The sequence below is a fragment of the Marinagarivorans cellulosilyticus genome, from assembly GCF_021655555.1.
Lineage (GTDB): Bacteria > Pseudomonadota > Gammaproteobacteria > Pseudomonadales > Cellvibrionaceae > Marinagarivorans > Marinagarivorans cellulosilyticus.
The window spans coordinates 2,256,434-2,276,370 of record NZ_AP023086.1 but is presented as its reverse complement, the minus strand read 5'-3'; the positions used below and the strand labels follow the sequence as shown (position 1 = coordinate 2,276,370).

20 protein-coding genes are annotated in these 19,937 nt (G+C 46.1%); 7 read left to right on the top strand and 13 right to left on the bottom strand.

The genetic code is table 11. From position 1 onward, the window contains the following. Positions 1 to 96: 96 nt before the first annotated feature. From nth to MARGE09_RS08920, 3 genes are all read left to right on the top strand, one after another. Entirely contained in the window at positions 97 to 783 is a 687-nt protein-coding gene (nth, locus tag MARGE09_RS08930) for an endonuclease III (protein ID WP_236986986.1), read from the top strand. A gap of 372 nt (positions 784 to 1,155) precedes the next feature. Further along, positions 1,156 to 2,364 carry an RtcB family protein gene (locus tag MARGE09_RS08925; protein ID WP_236986985.1) on the top strand — a complete coding sequence of 403 codons (1,209 nt, stop codon included), beginning with the start codon at positions 1,156 to 1,158 and terminating at the stop codon, positions 2,362 to 2,364. 2 nt (positions 2,365 to 2,366) lie between these two features. Then, positions 2,367 to 2,564 carry a hypothetical protein gene (locus MARGE09_RS08920; RefSeq protein WP_236986984.1) on the top strand — a complete coding sequence of 66 codons (198 nt, stop codon included), beginning with the start codon at positions 2,367 to 2,369 and terminating at the stop codon, positions 2,562 to 2,564. Positions 2,565 to 2,660: 96 nt separating this feature from the next. Here MARGE09_RS08920 and MARGE09_RS08915 read toward each other — a convergent pair whose 3' ends face one another. The 4 genes from MARGE09_RS08915 to MARGE09_RS08900 form a co-directional block, all read right to left on the bottom strand. Continuing rightward, on the bottom strand, positions 2,661 to 3,365 hold the full coding sequence (locus MARGE09_RS08915) for an energy transducer TonB (protein ID WP_236986983.1): 705 nt from the start codon (positions 3,363 to 3,365) through the stop codon (positions 2,661 to 2,663). A gap of 50 nt (positions 3,366 to 3,415) precedes the next feature. Further along, positions 3,416 to 5,002, bottom strand: coding sequence for a M56 family metallopeptidase (locus MARGE09_RS08910; RefSeq protein ID WP_236986982.1), 1,587 nt, complete (start codon positions 5,000 to 5,002; stop codon positions 3,416 to 3,418). 28 nt (positions 5,003 to 5,030) lie between these two features. Next, entirely contained in the window at positions 5,031 to 5,423 is a 393-nt protein-coding gene (locus MARGE09_RS08905) for a BlaI/MecI/CopY family transcriptional regulator (RefSeq protein WP_236986981.1), read from the bottom strand. 156 nt (positions 5,424 to 5,579) lie between these two features. Further along, entirely contained in the window at positions 5,580 to 6,335 is a 756-nt protein-coding gene (locus tag MARGE09_RS08900; RefSeq protein ID WP_236986980.1) for a TlyA family RNA methyltransferase, read from the bottom strand. 104 nt (positions 6,336 to 6,439) lie between these two features. Between MARGE09_RS08900 and hrpB the strand changes: the two genes are divergently transcribed. After that, positions 6,440 to 8,986, top strand: coding sequence for an ATP-dependent helicase HrpB (hrpB, locus tag MARGE09_RS08895; protein WP_236986979.1), 2,547 nt, complete (start codon positions 6,440 to 6,442; stop codon positions 8,984 to 8,986). Here hrpB and MARGE09_RS08890 read toward each other — a convergent pair whose 3' ends face one another. Continuing rightward, complete coding sequence (locus MARGE09_RS08890; RefSeq protein ID WP_236986978.1) at positions 8,987 to 9,805, bottom strand: ion transporter; 819 nt, start codon at positions 9,803 to 9,805, stop codon at positions 8,987 to 8,989. It abuts the gene before it with no gap. Between the two features lie 107 nt (positions 9,806 to 9,912). On the opposite strand from MARGE09_RS08890, the gene yciH reads away from it, so the two are divergent. The 3 genes from yciH to MARGE09_RS08875 all read left to right on the top strand — a co-directional run bounded on the left by yciH (position 9,913) and on the right by MARGE09_RS08875 (position 11,712). Then, complete coding sequence (gene yciH, locus MARGE09_RS08885) at positions 9,913 to 10,275, top strand: stress response translation initiation inhibitor YciH (RefSeq protein ID WP_236986977.1); 363 nt, start codon at positions 9,913 to 9,915, stop codon at positions 10,273 to 10,275. 56 nt (positions 10,276 to 10,331) lie between these two features. Next, complete coding sequence (locus MARGE09_RS08880) at positions 10,332 to 11,075, top strand: class I SAM-dependent methyltransferase (protein ID WP_236986976.1); 744 nt, start codon at positions 10,332 to 10,334, stop codon at positions 11,073 to 11,075. Positions 11,076 to 11,181: 106 nt separating this feature from the next. Beyond that, positions 11,182 to 11,712: an energy transducer TonB gene (locus tag MARGE09_RS08875; protein ID WP_236986975.1), complete on the top strand. Its 531-nt coding sequence runs from the start codon at positions 11,182 to 11,184 to the stop codon at positions 11,710 to 11,712. A 51-nt stretch (positions 11,713 to 11,763) separates the two neighbouring features. On the opposite strand, the gene MARGE09_RS08870 is transcribed toward MARGE09_RS08875, so the two are convergent. The 8 genes from MARGE09_RS08870 to bamA form a co-directional block, all read right to left on the bottom strand. Beyond that, positions 11,764 to 12,288, bottom strand: coding sequence for a hypothetical protein (locus MARGE09_RS08870; protein ID WP_236986974.1), 525 nt, complete (start codon positions 12,286 to 12,288; stop codon positions 11,764 to 11,766). Between the two features lie 135 nt (positions 12,289 to 12,423). Next, on the bottom strand, positions 12,424 to 12,999 hold the full coding sequence (rnhB, locus tag MARGE09_RS08865; protein ID WP_236986973.1) for a ribonuclease HII: 576 nt from the start codon (positions 12,997 to 12,999) through the stop codon (positions 12,424 to 12,426). A 2-nt stretch (positions 13,000 to 13,001) separates the two neighbouring features. Next, a complete protein-coding gene (gene lpxB / locus MARGE09_RS08860) occupies positions 13,002 to 14,222 on the bottom strand; it encodes a lipid-A-disaccharide synthase (protein ID WP_236986972.1) in 1,221 nt (406 codons plus the stop codon). Then, positions 14,223 to 15,005: an acyl-ACP--UDP-N-acetylglucosamine O-acyltransferase gene (lpxA, locus tag MARGE09_RS08855; RefSeq protein WP_236986971.1), complete on the bottom strand. Its 783-nt coding sequence runs from the start codon at positions 15,003 to 15,005 to the stop codon at positions 14,223 to 14,225. A gap of 89 nt (positions 15,006 to 15,094) precedes the next feature. Beyond that, positions 15,095 to 15,535 (bottom strand): 3-hydroxyacyl-ACP dehydratase FabZ, encoded by a 441-nt coding sequence (fabZ, locus tag MARGE09_RS08850; protein WP_236986970.1) that lies wholly within the window; start codon positions 15,533 to 15,535, stop codon positions 15,095 to 15,097. A gap of 69 nt (positions 15,536 to 15,604) precedes the next feature. Then, positions 15,605 to 16,624: a UDP-3-O-(3-hydroxymyristoyl)glucosamine N-acyltransferase gene (lpxD, locus tag MARGE09_RS08845; RefSeq protein ID WP_236986969.1), complete on the bottom strand. Its 1,020-nt coding sequence runs from the start codon at positions 16,622 to 16,624 to the stop codon at positions 15,605 to 15,607. A 29-nt stretch (positions 16,625 to 16,653) separates the two neighbouring features. Further along, positions 16,654 to 17,160: an OmpH/Skp family outer membrane protein gene (locus MARGE09_RS08840; RefSeq protein WP_236986968.1), complete on the bottom strand. Its 507-nt coding sequence runs from the start codon at positions 17,158 to 17,160 to the stop codon at positions 16,654 to 16,656. Positions 17,161 to 17,223: 63 nt separating this feature from the next. Continuing rightward, positions 17,224 to 19,926 (bottom strand): outer membrane protein assembly factor BamA, encoded by a 2,703-nt coding sequence (gene bamA, locus MARGE09_RS08835; RefSeq protein ID WP_236986967.1) that lies wholly within the window; start codon positions 19,924 to 19,926, stop codon positions 17,224 to 17,226. Positions 19,927 to 19,937 lie beyond the last annotated feature (11 nt).

Sequence of the window (19,937 nt, the reverse complement as noted above, 5' to 3'; positions counted from 1 at the left end):
CATTGCAGGAGCCGAATGTCGAGGAGCAAAAACCTGTAAGCAGCTATCGCGGAAAAAGTGCATTTTTAGAGATGCCCTCTAGCTAATGGCGTTTTCATGAGCGAACAAGCATTACACGATCCAATAAAAAACCTTACCAAAGCCGAGCGTGTTGACTTAGTGTTCAATACGCTCAATGCACACTACCCAGAAACGCCTATCCCGCTAGACCATAAAGGCCCTTACACGCTTTTAGTTGCTGTATTATTGTCAGCACAGTGCACTGATGCTCGCGTCAACTTAATCACCCCACTGTTATGGCAATTAGCCGATAACCCGTTCGATATGCAACATGTTCCAGTAGCCGATATTCAAGCGGTTATTCGCCCATGCGGTCTATCGCCTCGAAAATCTAAAGCGATAAGTGAACTTTCAAAAATATTGGTCGCAAAATATAACGGCGAAGTACCGCAAAGCTTTGAAGCATTAGAGGCACTGCCCGGCGTAGGCCACAAAACCGCTAGCGTTGTTATGGCGCAAGCGTTTGGTGTGCCGGCATTTCCTGTGGATACTCACATCCATCGCCTCGCACAGCGCTGGGGCTTAACAACAGGCAAAAATGTAGAACAAACCGAAAAAGACCTCAAACGCCTATACCCCGCCGAATTTTGGAACAAACTGCATTTACAATTTATTTTTTATGGCCGTGAATTTTGTACAGCAAGGGGCTGTGATGGCACCGTTTGCCCACTGTGCAAAGCATGTTACCCCAAACGCAAAAAACCAAAGATTACACGCAAATAAAAAATAAGTAGCAGTGGCATACACCACCGTTTCGCTGTAAAAGCGTTAATGGAGCCACAACATACAAACCAAACCTTCAAAAATAATTTGATATTTGTTGACATTTTTATTTTAGCCGTTAAAGTGCGCGGCATTCGTTTTACCCAAACCACACCTTACTAGAGGAGCACACACATGACTTTATCGAGAACTAAACCATAGTCTTTTTGTGCTTAGGCCTGAAAGACACCACGCTTTCAGGCCGGACCTTACCGTATTCTTATACGACCAAAATCCCCGGCAATGCTGGGGATTTTTGTATCTAGGGTTTACAAAACCCACCAGCCTGAAAGCACTATTGACTATTATTCGCATAATCGCGAAGGATAAATAATGCCTGTTTTCATAGAATTTAATAAAGCCAATAGCAAAGGCGATGTACCCATTAAGGTATATACCCACGCTATTGACCCTAAAGCAATTACACAACTAAAAAATACCGCGACATTACCCATTGTGGGCCCTCATGTAGCCGCTATGCCCGATGTGCATCTGGGTGTAGGCGCAACGGTGGGTTCGGTTATTCCAACACGCAACGCAATTATTCCGGCTGCCGTTGGCGTGGATATTGGTTGCGGTATGAATGCTATTCAGCTATCGCTACGTAGCACGCAATTGCCAGATAACCTAGCCCTTATGCGCAGCGCTATTGAGCGTGCAATACCTGTAGGCTTATCAGCACATAAACGCATTAGTGCACGCGATGCAGCCTGTAATCCACTCGCCGCATCGCTAGAGAAAATAACCAAAGCGCATCCAGACATCAAAAAACGCCTTAAAAAAGCCGATACGCTATGGGTTACGCAAATGGCAACACTCGGCAGTGGCAACCATTTTATTGAGGTGTGTATTGATGAGGCCGGTTACGTTTGGTTAATGCTACATTCTGGCAGCCGCGGCATGGGTAACGCCATTGGTAGTTATTTTATCGAGCGCGCCCGAAAGCAAATTGAAAATCGAGCGCGTAAACTTATCGATAAAAACCTCGCATGGTTTGATGAGGCGCAAACCGATTTTCACGACTATATGGCTGCCGTTAATTGGGCGCAAGAATATGCGCGCATTAACCGACAAGAAATGATGAAGCTTACACTGCGCGCAATAGAACCTTTTTTGCCTAAGTTCACCATTACGCATGAGGCGATTAACTGCCATCATAATTATGTTGAACAAGAGCAACACTTTGGCGAAACACTCTACATTACTCGCAAAGGCGCTATTAATGCTAAGCGAGGGCAGCTAGGGATTATTCCCGGTAGCATGGGCGATAAATCATTTATTGTGCGCGGCTTAGGCAACGCTGATTCTTTTTGCTCCTGCTCCCACGGGGCAGGCCGCGTAATGAGCCGAAGCGCTGCACGGCAGCGCTTTACCCGCGAGGATTTAGCGACACAAACACGCGGCGTAGAGTGCCGAAAAGACAGCCGTGTGATCGACGAAATTCCAGCGGCTTATAAAAACATTGACGATGTCATGAATAACCAAAGCGACTTGGTAGACATTGTTCATACACTTAAACAAGTAATTTGCATTAAGGGGTAACCATGAGCAAACGAAAAAAGAGTACTAAAAAGGTAAAACCTACGACGGTTAAAGTACTGAAAAAATACCGCAATACCGTGTCGCAAAACCCTTTGCTACGCAAAGGTGGCGTACACGAGAAAAGCCATAAAGCACTGCGTACCAGTGCCAAACGCGAGTTGCGTGCGAAAGCGCGCGACTCACTTCTTCGCTGCGCATAAACGGGCAAAAAATATAAAAAAGGCGCCTTACGACGCCAAGGGTGCAACGGGTATCAGGAGCATCCGCTGAAAATTCGAAAGTATTATTTTTCGTAACTAGTTTTCTAAGCTAAAGACCACACGGCGGCTCATACCGTAAAAGGCTACCACCTCGCCATCGCGCTCATAGGGCGTGAACTTCCAACGCTTAATGGCATTGACAGCCGACTTATTAAATATCTTTTCTGGCTGCGCCGATATTACTTCTATATTGCTGGTAGCACCTGTTTTTGTAACATCAAAGCGAACATCCACAAAACCCTCTATACCTTTGTTCGCCGCTCGCGCTGGGTAATCTGGCGCCACCATCATACGAGCAACGGGAAAACTACTGGGTAAAATGGCTAGTTTATCGCCACCAGTAGGCTTAGGCGGAGCAACTGGGGTATAACCACCTTCATCACCTGTAATTTGCTGAGCCACTAAAGGCGGCAATGCTGGCTCCGGCTCTGCGGCAACAGGCTTGGGGGGTAAAGGCGCAATATTTTGATCTTCAATAATCGGTTCTTTTAACACAATATTCGGCATTGGACGATCTACAATAATAGGTGCCTCCAACTTGGGAGCCACTATCAAAATATGCATAAGCGCTACCAAAGCAATCGTCGTGACACCAGCCGTAACGGCGGCAAAAAACCACTTGCTGATTGAAGACAAAAATAACGTGGCATAAGCACTTTCACTAAACACTTTGTTACTGAATAATTTTTCACTAAACACTTCTTCATTAAACACCTCTTCATTAAACATGGCTTGATTCATAAATTTCTCCGAATACGTAGGTACAAAGCAGCGCATAATTACGCACTACCTTAAGGCGCAGCATGAGTACTTTGCTCGGCTGTCTGTATTGGTGTACCAAACGTGGGGTTAAAGTTTTTTGTTTTTGCACCCTCAGATAATCTAAATGTAAATGTTTGCGTTGCATGCTGGGTTTTTATCGGGCGGCCATTATCGGTCGCCGGTTTGAATATTGACTTTGCCATAGCCTCCAATACAGCATCATCAAAAATGTGTTTAGGGCTTGCCATTGCAATACGAATAGCATCCGCCTTACCGCTAGGCAGTACATCAAACTGTACGATTACCTGCCCTTCAATATTTTTTCGCTGCGCGCGCTTTGGGTACTCTGGAATTACAGCACGTAAAGCAACATAGCCTTGCACAGACACATTTGGCACAACGGGCAAATTATCAGCATCCACAGCGGCAAGGTGGTTCATTGCCGTTTTTGCCTCACTTAACAGCGCCTCTTTTGTTAAGTACGGCTCCCTTTCAATAATCACAACCGACTCTTTATAACTGCGAGGTTGCGTGTGCGGCGTCAATTTTACGGGTACCGCTAAAGCACTATTTGCCCCATCCTTATTAGGCTCAGGAAAGCTATAAAATGTTAGAGTTTTTCCACCAGTATCACCTTCATGCCACAAAGAAACAGCCGCTGCTTCGAGTGTTATTGTCGATAAGCTAAGCCATGCCAAAACCGCAACTAGCCAAACCCAAAATGGCGTTTGCTTGAAGGGTGTATGGCTGCGTAACCTTGAGCCATCCAATATGGCTGCTATGCGCTCGTAACAATACGAACCATCAATTAAAGCCGCTGCACTGCGAGGTGCTCGTGGATATCGGGCAGCAATATTTAACAAATCATCGGCATAATCCGAGCGACCGCTACCACCGGCCAATACAGCATCATCGGCATTAAGCTCGCTTAACCAAGAAAACTGCTTACCTAAACGCCATGCAGAAGGTAAAAACCAAACAAACGCTATTAAACACTGCAATACGTTTTGCCAAAACCAATCCTTACGTACCACATGCGCTAACTCGTGCGTAAGCACACGCATTAAGGTCGAACGGCTCCACTGACTATAATCTTCGGGTAAAACAATGATGGGGCGTAAAACACCGAGTGTGAACGGGCCTTGACTAACAACATTACTCCCACCTACCTTCGATTGCCCAACCTTTAGCGCCACCCTTTCCAAAAGGTTATTCTGCTTTTTAATGCTAACGAATACCTCATCCACGTCTTCTGGAGCAGACTCTAGTTGGCTGGCATAATTTAAAGCCTCCAGCAAATGCCAAAAGCGATAAATCAACACACTAAAAACACCCGCCAAATAAATCCCAATAACAACTTTGAGTATTACCGGTAACGTCAAATACACATTGATATTAAATAGCGCCCAAAAGTTAACAGGGATTACCTCCAGTGCCACAGCTGGCAATATTGCACTACCTAAGGGCAACAAAATCACACCTAAAAAAGCAATGCATACCAACCTGGCCAATCTACCCGAGTGCGTATCACGCGAGCGGTAAAGCCACCAGCGAACACAAGAAAACACTAAAATAATTTTTAAAAGCAAAGCAATAACAACAAAAAGGTTAAACATAAAATCACCTCTTAAACGGCTCTATTTATTATTTAGACTGCTTTTTTAAACGCGCTATTTTCCGCTCCAACTCCTCTATCTCATGGGCATCCATTTCAGCGCCGTCAGCATCGAGCAAGGCTGTTACGGCTTTAATTTTGGAGCCTTTAAAAAACGTTTTTAATAACCTAGATATTGCTGAAGCTTGCACGCTATTTTGTGCCTGCACTGGTCGATACATGTATTTTGTGCCTTCGCGCGAAAACGCTACAACGCCCTTATCGACCATTCGAGTAATTAATGCTCGTACGGCGGAATAACTCGGTGGGTCCGGCATTTTCAACTGAATATCTTTAGCTGATATGGGGTTTTCCTCGTGCAGGACATCCATAATTTGCCGCTCACGCCGGCTAAGAGATGCATAAACTGTATTACTGGACATATGTATTCACCATCATCACAACTGCTAATTTTGTAGCACGTGCTACAAAATTAGCACACCAAAGGCGGGAGTCAACCCCTTTTTTGCGACAATGCTTAAATTGAGATTCAGCCCTCAGGTAAATTGGGGCCGATATAGAAACTAAGAGGGGAATTGCTAAGTCACTAAACGAGCCACCATTAAAAACTCGCGGTTACCGTCACCGCCTTTTATGGGGCTTTCACTGTAGTGTAATACCTCAAAACCCAGCGCCTTAACAAAGCGAGTAAAATCCTGCTCTAAGGTGTACATATCAACATCAGGCTTAACGAGGCCACCTTTACCCAACCCTTGCGGCCCTACCTCGAATTGCGGCTTAATCAAAGTTACCAGTAGGGCTTGCTGCTTGAGCAAAACGGGTAAGCGCGGCAGAATGAGTTTTTGAGAAATAAAAGACACATCCATTACCGCGATATCAAATTTATTTGGGGCGTATTTCAGAATATCGGGATCTAGGTGGCGAGCATTAACCCCTTCCAAACACACTACATCACCATGTACCCGCAGCGGTTCCACCAGCTGATCGTGGCCAACTTCCACGCCAACAACTTTGCTGGCACCGTGTTTTAACAAACAATCGGTAAAGCCACCCGTAGATTGCCCCACATCAAGGGCGACCAACCCTTTTACATCCAACCCGTTATTGCGCAAAGCAGCTTCAAGCTTTAGCCCGGCACGCGACACATAGCGCATATCTGGGTGATCACCGGCACGTAGCTCGCTGTTTTCGGGCAGTTTAATCGATGGCTTTTTTTGTACCAGCCACTGACCCGAAACCTTTGCCTCGACAAGCCCGTCTTCAATTAATTTTTGAGCTTGTGTTCTCGTGGCTGCTAGGCCATGTTCTACCAGTAATTTATCGAGTCGCTGCACCGCTTTACTCTCTTGCGATTAATTCGGATGCACAGCTTACTCAAAAGCCCGCGTCCGGTAAAATGTTGAAACACTTACCCTGACCACACAACTGATCACTGTATATGAGCCTGCCGATACACGAATGCATACCCACACTACTCTATGCACTAAACAATGCCCCGCATTGTGTTCTGCAAGCCCCGCCCGGCGCCGGTAAAACCACACAAGTTCCGCTGAGTTTACTAAATGTACCTTGGCTCAAAGAACAAAAAATAATAATGCTTGAGCCGCGCCGAGTTGCAGCCTTAAATGCGGCCAACCGCATGGCCAATATGCTGGGCGAAAAAGTAGGTGAAACCGTGGGCTATCGTATGCGACAAGCCACCAAAGTCGGCGCGAACACACGCATAGAGGTGATTACTGAAGGCTTATTAACCCGCTGGCTACAAGACGACCCCGAGCTTACTGGTGTAGGGATTGTTATTTTTGATGAATTTCACGAGCGCAGTTTAAATACAGATGTGGGGCTAGCGCTAAGCCTACAAGCCCGCGAATTATTTCGCGAAAGCGACAACCCACTAAAAATATTGGTAATGTCGGCAACCCTCGATAGCGAAAACGTCGCAAGCTTATTAGAGCAAAGCACATCACAGCCTTCACATTGCCCCGTCGTTACAAGCCAAGGCCGCAGCTACCCCGTCGATATACGCTATCAACCTGTGCAAGCCACACGCAAAACCAATACATTTAAAAATGATGATTTTTTGCCGCCATTAGTACGCACTATTGAACAAGCACTAGCGCAAGACAGCGGCAGCATTTTAGTTTTTTTACCCGGTATGCGTGAAATTAATCGCGCACATCAGGCATTAACACCGTTACCTAATCATACTATTTGCCTGCCTCTGCACGGCAGCTTGCCACTTGAGCAACAACAATTAGCCATCGCCCCAACAGATAATAATTATCGCAAAATTGTATTGGCTACCGACATTGCCGAAACCAGCTTAACCATTGAAGGGGTGCGCGTAGTTATCGATAGCGGCCTTACCCGCAACCCAAGCTTCGACCCAAACACCGGCCTTACGCGTTTGCACACCCAAGGGGTTTCGCAAGCGTCGGCCGAACAGCGCGCCGGCCGCGCCGGACGAATGGAGCCAGGCATTTGTTACAGACTCTGGTCGCAAGCACAACACAACCAAAGGTTGCGCCATACCACGCCAGAAATTATTAACGCCGACTTAATGCCCTTGGCAATTACCTTATTACACTGGGGTGTTAGCCACCCTAACGAACTACAATGGCTAAACCCTCCAGCCGAAGCCAACTGGCAACAAGCCCTAGATGCATTAACTAATATCGGCGCATTAACACAAAAAAATACACTTACGCTTTTAGGTCAGCGTTTGGCATTATTCCCCTGCCATCCGCGCTTGGCCGCATTGCTAATACACTCAGAGGAAATTGGCGCAACAGACCTAGGCGGTATGGTTGCTGCACTGCTTAGCGAGCGCCCACCTAAAAACTTAGGCAGTGATATTTATGATCACATCGTAGCAATAGAACAAAGCCGCCAGCCACAACATAAAGCTTGGCAACAACGCGTAAAACAACTCGCTAAAACTCTATGCGCACCATTAAAAAGAAACAACGCATCAGCGCAAGATAAGGGCGAGCTTGCAGGCCTACTCATAGCCAACGCCTTTCCAGAGCGCATCGCCAAACGCAAAGCAAGTAATAACGGTACAGCGGTTTACCAGCTTGCCAACGGGCGCGCTGCCCAACTTGATGAAAGCGATGCATTAGCTCAACAACCTTGGCTAAGCGTTGCCGAGGTTGGCGGGCTAGTTGGACAATCGCAGGACCGCATATTTATAGCTTGCGCGCTTAACGCGCACTTTTTAAAAGATGGACTCACTCACCACATAAAAGAAGTCACCATTGCACAGTGGCAAGACGATAAGGGGCGTTTTATTGCCGAACAAAGACAACTACTGGGCAAAATAGTTATTCAACAAAAAGCACTCAGCAATATCCCTAAAGACATTAAGACCCAAGCTTTAACAGCATTGCTACGCGACAAAGGTCTAGATTATTTAGATTGGGACGACAATAGCCTACAGTTGATTGCTCGCGTTCAATTGCTACGGCAGCACAGTGGTGACGACTGGCCCGATATGAGCCAAAATGCCTTGCTTAGCACACTGGATAACTGGCTAACACCACACCTAGCCAATATTAATACCTTAGCCGACTTCAAGAAAATACCTGTTTTTTCGCTACTAAAAACCTTATTGCCTTGGCCGCAACCACAGCAACTGGACGAATTAGCACCGGCAAAAATAGCGATACCTAGCGGGCGAATGGCCAGTATTGACTACCAACAGTCGCCACCCGTCCTGGCTGTAAAACTTCAAGAAATGTTTGGCTGCCACAGCACGCCTACTGTATTAAATGGACAACAAAAAATTACCGTGCATCTTTTGTCGCCAGCCAAGCAGCCTTTGCAAGTAACACAAGATTTAGCCGCTTTTTGGGCAACAGGCTATACCGAGGTAAAAAAAGAAATGAAAGGCCGCTACCCCCGCCATCCCTGGCCGGATGATCCACTTAGCATGGAGGCAACGGCCAAGACTAAACGCGCACTGGCTAGAGAGGATAAGCAGTAATTAGTGGTGCGGGTTATTTACCGCGCCGCCACAGCGATTACAAAAACTGGCTCGCTTATCGTGACCATGCTTACCGCAATTTGGGCACGAGACTAAATTGCGCTCACGTTGAATTTCCTGTGAAAACTCCGCCGTTAAAATACCCGTGGGCACAACAATTATCGAATAACCTGTGAGCATTGCGGCCGAAGCGACGATTTGTCCTAGCGTCGTTTGCGGCGTGATATCGCCATAGCCTACAGTCGTAATCGTAACAATCGTCCAATACACGCTGCGCGGTATGCTGGTAAAGCCATTTTCAGGCCCTTCAACAATATACATAATCGAGCCAAATATAGTGGCAAATACCAATACCACCATAAAGAACACCAGTATTTTATGCCGGGCCTGCAACATTGAACGCAGCAAAAAATTGCCTTCGTTAATGTAGCGCATTAACTTTAAAACACGAAAAACGCGCAAAACCCTAAATAGCCGCAACATTAATAAATAGTTAGTGCCGGGCACAAACAAGCTAATGTACGCAGGGATAATCGACAGTAAATCAATAATTCCGTAAAAACTGCGAATATACAGCCAGCGGCTTGGAGAGCAGTAAATGCGAACACCGTACTCGATGGTAAATAACAACGTAAAAAACCATTCGAAATAACGAAAGGCTAAACCCCAGCGCTCGTTAACTGAAACCACCGAATCCATCATTAAGGCTACAACGCTTAATACAATCGCGTAGATCAATATCAAATCAAAGCGCTTACCGGCAGGCGATTCCGTGCCAAATATAATGTTATAAAGTCGTTCTCGCAGTGGCGACATCATAGCTAATCATTTCTAGTCAATTAGGGGAGCTGTAACTGTAAAACCCTGTGATACAGATACAGGAATTTATCACACTGTACATTTTAGACCAGCTTCAAGGTTGTATAATGCCAGCTTTTTGGGAGTGGACAATGGCTAAAGGCGCATCATCCAAGAACTCGCGCTTGGTATATTCTACAGAGCAAGGTCGCATCAAAGAGGAAAAGCCCTCTGAGGTGATTGCCCAATCCGACGGTATTGTCCGCCTTCACCGTGAGAGTAAAGGCCGAGGCGGTAAAGGCGTAACACTGGTTAAAGGTATTGCGCTGCCAGAAGCAGAACTAAAGACGCTAGCAAAAGCCCTAAAGCAGGTGTGTGGCACCGGCGGCACGGTAAAAGATGGCGTCATCGAGATTCAAGGTGAGCAGCGCGAAAAACTTAAGGCCACATTAGAGGCCAAAGGCTATACCGTGAAGATTTCTGGTGGCTAATGCATTGTATTGAGAATCATTATCATTTAGAATCATAGCAACGGAGGAGATTCCAGATGCTTAGCCCTCAATTCAGCAGTGACTTAATCAACCCGCTTTCCCTTAGGGCCCGCGGCAACCGTTCGTCCCAGTTTTTTGATCGGGCCGCTTCGCTACTGGCGAGTCAACTTGAGCTTGATACCCTGCAGGCGCTTAATAGTAGCGAAAAAGCCGCTCTGCAGCGCAGCGAATGGATCGACCAAAAAGTTCTGAGCTTCCTCCAAAAACATCCAAACGCTCTGGGCGTAGAGCTTAACGCGGGCGTGAGTACTCGCTTCCATCGTCTATCCAGTACTCTCGATTGGCCGCAGTTCCGCTGGGCCGATATCAACACACCAGAAACGCACGCATTTAGCCAAAGCTTACTGCCAATTACCGACAACTATCGCTCCATTGGTTGCGATATGTATCAGGACGACTGGCTCTTTCGCGCCGGCTGGCAACCAGGCCTACCCTTAATCATCATTACCGAATCACACACGGAATATAGCGACCTAGCCCAACTAATTACCGAACTAAGCCAACGCGCGGCGGCATCAGGCGCCCCCGTGATGGTAGTCACCACCCACCAAGGTAACTTTGCCGGCCTTGTGCAACAACTTACATTTTTTGAATTGGTAGAACAGTGTGAGTTTCAAAGCGTATCTTTACTGGCCTACCTTGCTCGTATTGCCGCCAAAATTGGCCTCAACCTACCGGTTAACCAATGGCACGCGATGCATTTAGAACTCAGCGCTAACGATAAGACAGCGCAAGATTGATACGTTGGTTTGATCCTTGCTCAAGTCTCTGTAATGCCCCCTGTCACCGGCAAAATGCCGTTTTTTTGACAAGGCGACTTTAATGACTTGATGAGGTTAGACCACCATGCCAGCAGATACCTTTTGGCCACTAATTTTAAGCGCGCTACAAATTACGCTTGGCGGTGCCATCGCACTGATTACCGCATGGTGCATCCATCGCTTTAAACACAAAAATGAAAACGCCTCTCCTGGCGAACGCAGGCTGCTAATACTCGAAGAAATTTCACGTGAGGTCGGTTACGTTAACCACTGCTTTGCGCGTTACTCTGCCCTAGTTATAGAATCTACTCGTTTTGGCAAAACTTGGCCCAATGCACGCAAACTTGAGCTTGAGAAAGTAAATGCCGAATTAGTGGAAGAATTTAGAAAACTGGCCGACGCTGAAGCCAAGCTATTAATGCTAGGCGAAAAAACAATGGAAAAAACGCTCCGCTTGTACGCGGCTAAAATAGCGCTGTTTCGCAAACAGGTGTATGTAGGCCGGCAAGATATTAGTGAACAAGAAATTGGAGATCTGAAAGCCACTATTTTGACACTTCGAGAGCAGTTCTACGACCTACTAAGCCGGCGCTATGACCGCCTACTAGCCGCTTAAAACTTAACCAAAGAGTGCTGCTCTTTGGTTTAACACTTTAATCAATTGAATTTAACGCGGAAAATACGCCGCAAAGCGCGCAATCCATTCTGCCGCCGCCTCGTCCTCTGTAAGCTCTCGCCCTGAAGTTTCACTTAATAGTTGCCGGTAGTGCTCAATGTGACAAGCCTGCTCGATCATACGCATCGCGTAATGTTCGTTATCTTCCTCAAACTGAACCCCTACATCGCAGCGTGACTCCCCCACAGAAATGCAATGCGTTATAACACCGTGTAGGTTTAGCGCTGTACCACGGAGGTTTACCGTTAAATGAATTTTTGCACCGATGGGCAACGAACGACGGGTCTCAAACACCATACCCCCATCGTGCACATTTAACATCTGGGCGGTGGCATAAGACGGAGAAGGTTCTATGGAAAAATCTAGAGGTATATCTGAGGGGTGCTTAATAAAGCCTTGAAAGTTACAAACTTCAGCCTCTACATCGTCAACCCAGCGGCAGCTGTAAGCCATCCAAGCCTGAAGCGTTTCTGTCGACTCGTCAACGCTGCCTTTTGGGCTTTTTAGCACCACCATAACGTTATTCCTTAAGCTCTATCGCTAAGAGTATCAGCATTTAACTTAGGTATAGCGCAAATATAGAAGAGCATATAGACGCCATAAAAAGGAGCGCCAAAACAATGCAATTAGCGCCAACAATATCAGCGCGCATTAAAATAAGTCAGGTTGACTACAAAGAGCCCGCACAGGGCCAAAAGAGCGGCGGTGTTCCGGTAGCGGCCCAAGTATATTGAGCTGCTCCATATGAACCTTAGTCGGATAACCTTTATGCTTTGCAAAGCCGTAATCTGGATGCAATGCATCGAGCGCGACCATTTCTTCGTCACGCGTAACCTTTGCCAAAATAGAGGCCGCACTAATGCACGCCTCTTTAGCATCCCCCTTAACAATCGCTTCTGCACTGTAATGCCAAACAGGCAAACGATTGCCATCTACCAAAACGTGCTCAGGCTGAATGGCTAATCCTTCGACAGCCCTCTTCATGGCCAACATACTTGCATGCAAAATATTAAGCTCATCAATTTCTGCTGGCGAAGCAAACGCAATATGGTAAGCCAAAGCATCACGCAGAATAAGCTCATAAAGCGCATTGCGTTTTTTTTCAGATAATTTTTTTGAATCGGCCAAGCCTTCTATGGGTTTTTCGGGGTTAAGAATAACCGCCGCCGCAACAACATTTCCAACCAGCGGCCCACGCCCGGCTTCATCAACGCCAGCAATTAACATAGTTAGCTCTTATTTTGGTGGCCAGCATCGAGCGCGACTTCTGGCAAGGCAATTTGAATAACCGCATCGGCAGCGCGCTTATTAGCACCACGCCTTAACAGTAAATGTAAACGTTCGTACTCTGCCGTCAGCTCAGCTCTCGCTTCGCTACGCAGCAAATTTAGCATTTGCGGTGCTATGTTTTCAGGCGTTGCCTCATTTTGAATAAACTCCTTAGCTAACTGCTTTCCTGCTAACAAATTTGGCAGTCCTATAAAAGGAACCTTAACCATACGGGAAAATATAAAGTAGGAAAACGCAGCAACTTTATAAGCAATAACCATAGGCTTTTTTAAGAGCATTGCTTCAAGGGTTGTAGTACCAGAGGCCATTACAACAGCATCGCTAGCCTGCATCACCTCGTGTGAACGCTTTAAAAATACCTTCACTGGTAAGTCGGGAAAATCAGCCAGAATTTCTTCAATTTGCTTAAGGCGCTTATCATTAGCTGCAGGAATCACAAAGCGCAAGTGCGGCTGCTGCTTTAAACACAAACGCGCAGCGGCTAAAAATACGGGCAGCATTCGCTCAACTTCACCACCACGGCTACCAGGTAACACCGCAAACAATTTTTCAGCTGGCGCAAGCTCTATGGCCAAATCTTGCCGCGCCTTTGCAGTATCTGGCTGCATGGGAATATTATCGGCTAAGGTATGGCCTACACATACAGAGGATATATCGCGTTCGAGGTAAAATGCTTGCTCAAAAGGGAATAGCGTTAAAACACTATCGACTGCACGCGCAATTTTTTTAACGCGCCCTTGCCGCCAAGCCCATACCGAGGGGCTAACGTAATGTACGGTTTTTATCCCCGCTTGTTTTAGAGCTAGCTCTAAGTCCAGATTAAAATCGGGCGAATCGATACCCACAAAAACATCAGGAGGGTTAGCTATAAAGTGCTGCTTAAGGAATTTTCGAATACGTAGAAGCTCAGGCAAGCGTTTAAGCGGCTCAACAAAGCCCATTACAGCTAAGCGGTCTTGGGGGAAAAAAGAATGGGCGCCTTGCTCTAACATCAAAGGCCCAGCAATACCTTCGAACTGGGCATTAGGGTATTGCTGTTTAATCGCTTGAATTAAGCCTGCGCCCAAGATATCGCCAGAGGCCTCGCCAACAACAATACCCACCCGCAATACATTTTCGCTCGAGGCGGATGATTGTTTTAATTCAGCTCGCGCCGACATTTAACGCACAATACCGCGCGATGACGACTCAAGTGAATCTATCAACGTTTGAACATGAGCACTTTCGACCAACAGCTCTTTTAACGCCTCAATAGCTTGCTCAAGTGTAAGCTTACGGCGGTAAATTAGCTTATATGCCTTCATTAAGGCAGAAATATCAGCATCACTAAAACCGCGCCTGCGCAGCCCTTCGGCATTAATAGTACGAGCTTCTGCTGGCGCACCAGCAACCATCATAAAGGCAGGAACATCTTTACCAATCGCGCTGCCCATACCGGTAAAGCAATGCGCCCCAATATGGCAGTATTGATGCACTAAGGTAAACCCGCTCAAAATAGCCCAGTCGCCGACAATCACATGCCCAGCCAGTGCTGCATTATTGACCAATATACAGTGGTTACCAATAACACTATCGTGACCTACATGAACGTAAGCCATTAGCAAGTTATCGTTGCCGATATAGGTATCACCACGATCTTGCACAGTTCCACGGTGCAAGGTTACACCTTCGCGAATAATATTATTATCACCAATGGTTAGCGTCGTTGGTTCGCCCGCATATTTAAGATCTGGTGTGGCTTCACCGATAGAAGAGTATTGGTAAATATGATTATTTTTACCAATCGTCGTGGGGCCTTTAACAATTACGTGTGGCTCTATACGGGTGCCAACACCAATTTCCACATCGGGCCCTACGATACTAAAGGGGCCAATAACGACGTCATCATGAATTACTGCACTGGGGTCTACAATCGCCCTAGCATCAATTTGAGGTGCCGCCATATTAGGCTCCACTACCTTTAGCTTGCTTAAATAAATAAAGCGTTAAAACACTAACGCCTCTACAAGTAACAACAAAGCGCAAACAATCACTAACCAACAGCGCGATCCGCGCACATAATTGTGGCTTCAGCTGCAATTTTACCGTCAACCTTTGCCGCACATTGGAATTTCCAAATACCGCGTTTTTCAGACACTACACTAGCTTCGATATACATTTGATCACCAGGCACAACTTGACGCTTAAAGCGAACTTTGTCCGCACCAGCATATAAGTAAATCGAGCCGTCATCCGGTGTTTTATCCATGGTTTTAAAACCCAACACACCACACGCCTGCGCCATGGCCTCTAAAATAAGTACGCCAGGAAATACGGGGTAATCAGGGAAGTGCCCCTCAAAAATACCTTCATTTATCGTAATATTTTTATAAGCAACAATAGACTCCCCGACATTTAGCTCAGTCACTCGGTCAATTAACAAGAAAGGATAACGGTGCGGCAAATATTTACGGATTTCATTCACGTCCATCATAGACGATACTCCCCAAGAGCAAGCTTTCAAGAAGCTTAGCGAACAGGTGGCGCTAAGCTCATAAGTAATTTACTGCTGATCTTCCAGCTTTTTAATGCGCCCAACCCACTCATCTAGTTGGCTTAAACGCACCATATTACGACGCCAAGAACGAACATCTTGCATCGGCGAACCCGATGCGTAATGCCCCGCTTCTGCGATAGATTTTGTCACGACAGTGCCGCCATTAAAGTGGACATTATCGGCAATTTTTAGGTGGCCATTAATGGCAACAAAGCCGCCCATTGTACAGCCTGCACCAACCTCTGTGCTACCAGCAATGCCTACGCAGCCGGCAATTGCTGTGCGCTTGCCAATAGTCACGTTGTGCGCGATATGTACAAGGTTGTCGATAATAACGCCATCGGCGATTATCGTATCTTTAATGGCTCCGCGATCGATAGCACAGTTAGCACCCACTTCAACATCATCCCCTATCACCACACGCCCAAGCTGATGAATTTTCACCCAGCCCTCGTCACGCGATGGCGCATAACCAAAACCATCAGAGCCAACGGTTGTGCCACTATGCACTTTTACGCGATTACCTAATACGCAGTGGTGCGCAATGGTCGCATTAGCATGCAATAAACAATGCTGGCCCAGCTTTGCATTCGGGCCAACAACCGCGCCAGCGCATAATTCAGTGTGATCACCAACCTCTGCACCCGCCTCAACAACACAACCCGCTGCAATGCGCACACCCTCGCCGAGCTTGGCACTAGGGTCCACAACTGCCGCAGGATGAATAAGGGCTGGTGTTTTAGGACGATTATCAAAAATGAGTGTTAATTTGGCATATGCCAAATAAGGGTCTGCAACAATTAACTGATTAACAACCGCGCAATTATCCAATGGCGCGGCTAACAACACAGCACTGGCAGCCGACGTATCAAGCTGCGGCAGATATTTTTTATTCGAGATAAAAGTAATCTGGCCAGCAGTCGCTGTTGCCGCATCACCAATCCCGGAAATAATACATTCACCATCACCAAGGAGCTGCGCATCGAGTAATGTGGTGAGATCTGTAAGGTTATAGCTCGACGGCATGCAACTCCCCTTTTGCTGGCGGTAAGTATTTATTTCGCTTTATTTAAACGATCAGTGATATCCATAGTGATATCTGCTACGGGCTTGGCGATTACCGCTGCCTGAGCATGTAAAATCAAATCAATATCTTTTTCTTCCATATAGGCCTTCAAAATAGGCTCCAGCTTAGCTTCAGCTTCCTGCATTAATTTCATAACTGCTGCATTTTGCTCGGCTTGAGCCTTCTTTTGCGCAAGCTGGAAGTCTTCGCTTAAATACGTCATTTTCTTTTTATGCTCAGCTTGCTGGTCTGCGCTCCACGTCATGCCATTTTTTTCAGCATCTTTTTGCAAAGACATCATTTCTGCACGCAAGTTTTCAATTTTAGCGACCAGCGCGGCAAAATCTTTATCGGCCTTAAGTTCAGCGTCGCGCGCTTTTGCTGCCTCGGTCCCCAATATGGCGGCCTGAGGGTTAAAAATAACAGTTTTTCCGGCAAACGCTAACGGTGCTGCCAACATCAAAAAAGCAGCGGCTAAAAGAGTTTTAAGCTTCATAAGGACACCCAAGTCATAGTTAAGGCTAGGTGAATCAATTGATTCACAGTGTTTATTATATATTTAGAAACCTGAACCAAAGGAAAACTGGAAAGTTTCTCGCTGTTGATATTCAAAATCATTGTACTGAAATGGCTTAGCAACACTAAAGGTAAGCGGCCCCATTGGCGATATCCAAGTCATACCTAAGCCATAAGACGCCGCTAAACGCTCAAAGCCAAAGCTAAAACAGTTAGCCTGATAACGGCCACACTCAGTATCAAAAACGTTACCCGCATCAATAAATGCCGCCATTTGCATAGAACGCTGATCATCAATAAAAGGAATCGGGAAAATCAGTTCTGATGACATTTCAACAATAAAGTTACCACCAATAGAACGAATGTTATATCCCAAGTCAGGCACGCTCAGACGGAGCTTACCTTCTTCACATTCTCGAGCAATAGGTCGCCCATTTCTAATAAGGTAATCTCGGCGATTTTCATCACAAAGAATAAGCGCTTCACCACGCGGGTCCGAGAAATCGGCAATACCATCGCCATTAGAATCCGTAGCAACATATTCCGTGGGCGTTGTGTCGTACTGAATCACAGGCGTTTGCCGCGGCCCTAAAGAGTTACTCTCAAAACCGCGCACCGACCCAAAGCCACCGCCATAAAAGTTTTCAAAAAACGGTAAGCGATCCATGTCTCCATAACCATCGCCATATCCGATATTGCCCTTCAAGCGTAATGTTAGGTTGCGAGTAACCGGCTGAAAGTACTGACCTTTCAGCTCGAACTTATAATATTCCAAGCCGCTAGCTGGGCTTGTTACCTCTAATGAAACCGACTGGAAATTACCACGCGTCGCCAAAATTCCTCGATTTAGAGTACTGCGTACCCAGCTTAAGTTGCCGCTAGCATAATTAAATTCATTGCCATGCTTATCTACAAAACCAGGCTCAACATAGTCGGTCAACATGGGTTCGGTAACATAATTAATGGGTAATGCAATATCTTCTAGAAGGCCATTGCCATCAGGGTCAAACGATGTCAGCAAATCGTCCTCGTTGACATACAAATAGGGGTAACGCGATAAATCCAACTGATTAAAGCTTGAACTGATTTCTTCCATCACATAATCGCCAGGAATAATTTCCAAGTGATTTAATCCAACACCAAAGTTAACACGCTGAACTTCAGTCATTGGATAGCCAAAACTTAAGTTCAAGCCATAACTGTTAGTAGCGTAAGAGGCCGTATTTTGAAGGCCATCTGTGTCACGCTTTCGGTAATACAAACTAATCCCGCGGCTAACGCCGTCCGGCGTAAAATAGGGGTCGGTATAAGAAAAGTTATAGCTGGTTTGATATTTATTGTAATTAATACCAATGCCTACCTTCTTGCCGGTACCGAGCCAGTTATTAACCTGCAAATTTGCGCCGACAGTAGCACCATAACCTTGCGAATACCCCAAGCTGGCACTGATTGAATCAGAATGCTGCTCCTCGACGCTATACTGCACATCGACTTGGTCTTCAGTGCCTGGCACCGGTATATTCTCGACATTGACTTCTTTAAAAAAGCCTAAGCGCTCAAGCCGAACTTTGCCCTGCTCTATACGCGAATTAGATGCAGAAGCCGCCTCCATTTGACGCATTTCTCGGCGAAGAACTTCATCAGAAGTACGCGAATTCCCTCTAAACATTACACGGCGAACATAAACACGCTTTTGCGGATCAATAAAAAAAGTAACTTTTACGGTTTTATCTTCTATGTTTTTATCGGGTATGCCCTCTACTTTCGCGTTGGTATAACCCGCATTTCCCAACAACGAAGTAATGTATTCGCTGGTGCTTGTCATTAAGTTTTGCGCGAAGGTTTCACCACTTCTTAATAACACTAAGCGTTTAACGGTTTCCTCGGGTAAAACGGGGTCACCTGCAATCTCAATATCGGTAACGGTATAAATTTCGCCTTCAGAAACGTTTAAAGTGATAAAAATGGACTTTTTATCTGGGCTCAAAGACACCTGAGTAGAAACAACATTGAAATCAAGGTAGCCGCGGTCGAGGTAAAAAGATTCAAGCTTTTCAATATCGCCGGTCAATCGTTCTTTGGCATAGCGGTTATCGCTGGTAATCCACGAAAGCCAACCGGCTTTTTTAGATTCAAACAAGCCGATAAGCTCATCATCACTAAATACTTTATTACCCACAATATTAATGTGTTGAATCCCGGCCACATCGCCTTCATCAATATTAATATTGACCTCTACTTGGTTATTGGGCTGGCTTACAATTTCGGGCTCTACAGCTGCAGAATAGCGCCCTTGCGAAACATATTGGCGCTCGAGTTCGCGCACTAAACCATCTAACACTTCGCGCTTTAAAATTTCACCTTGTTTAAGGCCATTATCGTGCATAACAGTTTCAAGCTGTTCGCTCTTAATAGCCTTGTTACCATCGAGGTTAACCGCACTGATCGCTGGTCGCTCGAATACGCGAACAATAAGTACATCGCCTTCATGCAACACTTTAATGTCTGTAAAAAAGCCTGTAGCAAATAATGCACGCATAATGGCCGCTACCGATTCACTATCAGCATAATCGCCAGCCACAACAGGCAATGCAGCAAACACCGGCGCAGGAGACACCCGCTGCAAGCCCTCTATTTGAATATCGCCAATGCGAAAGCCTTGGGCCCAAGTGCTAGAAGCTATAACTAAACTAGCCGTAACCAAAATGACGGGAAGAACCCGCCCAAAACGAAAAGTGTATTTCACCAGCTAATATG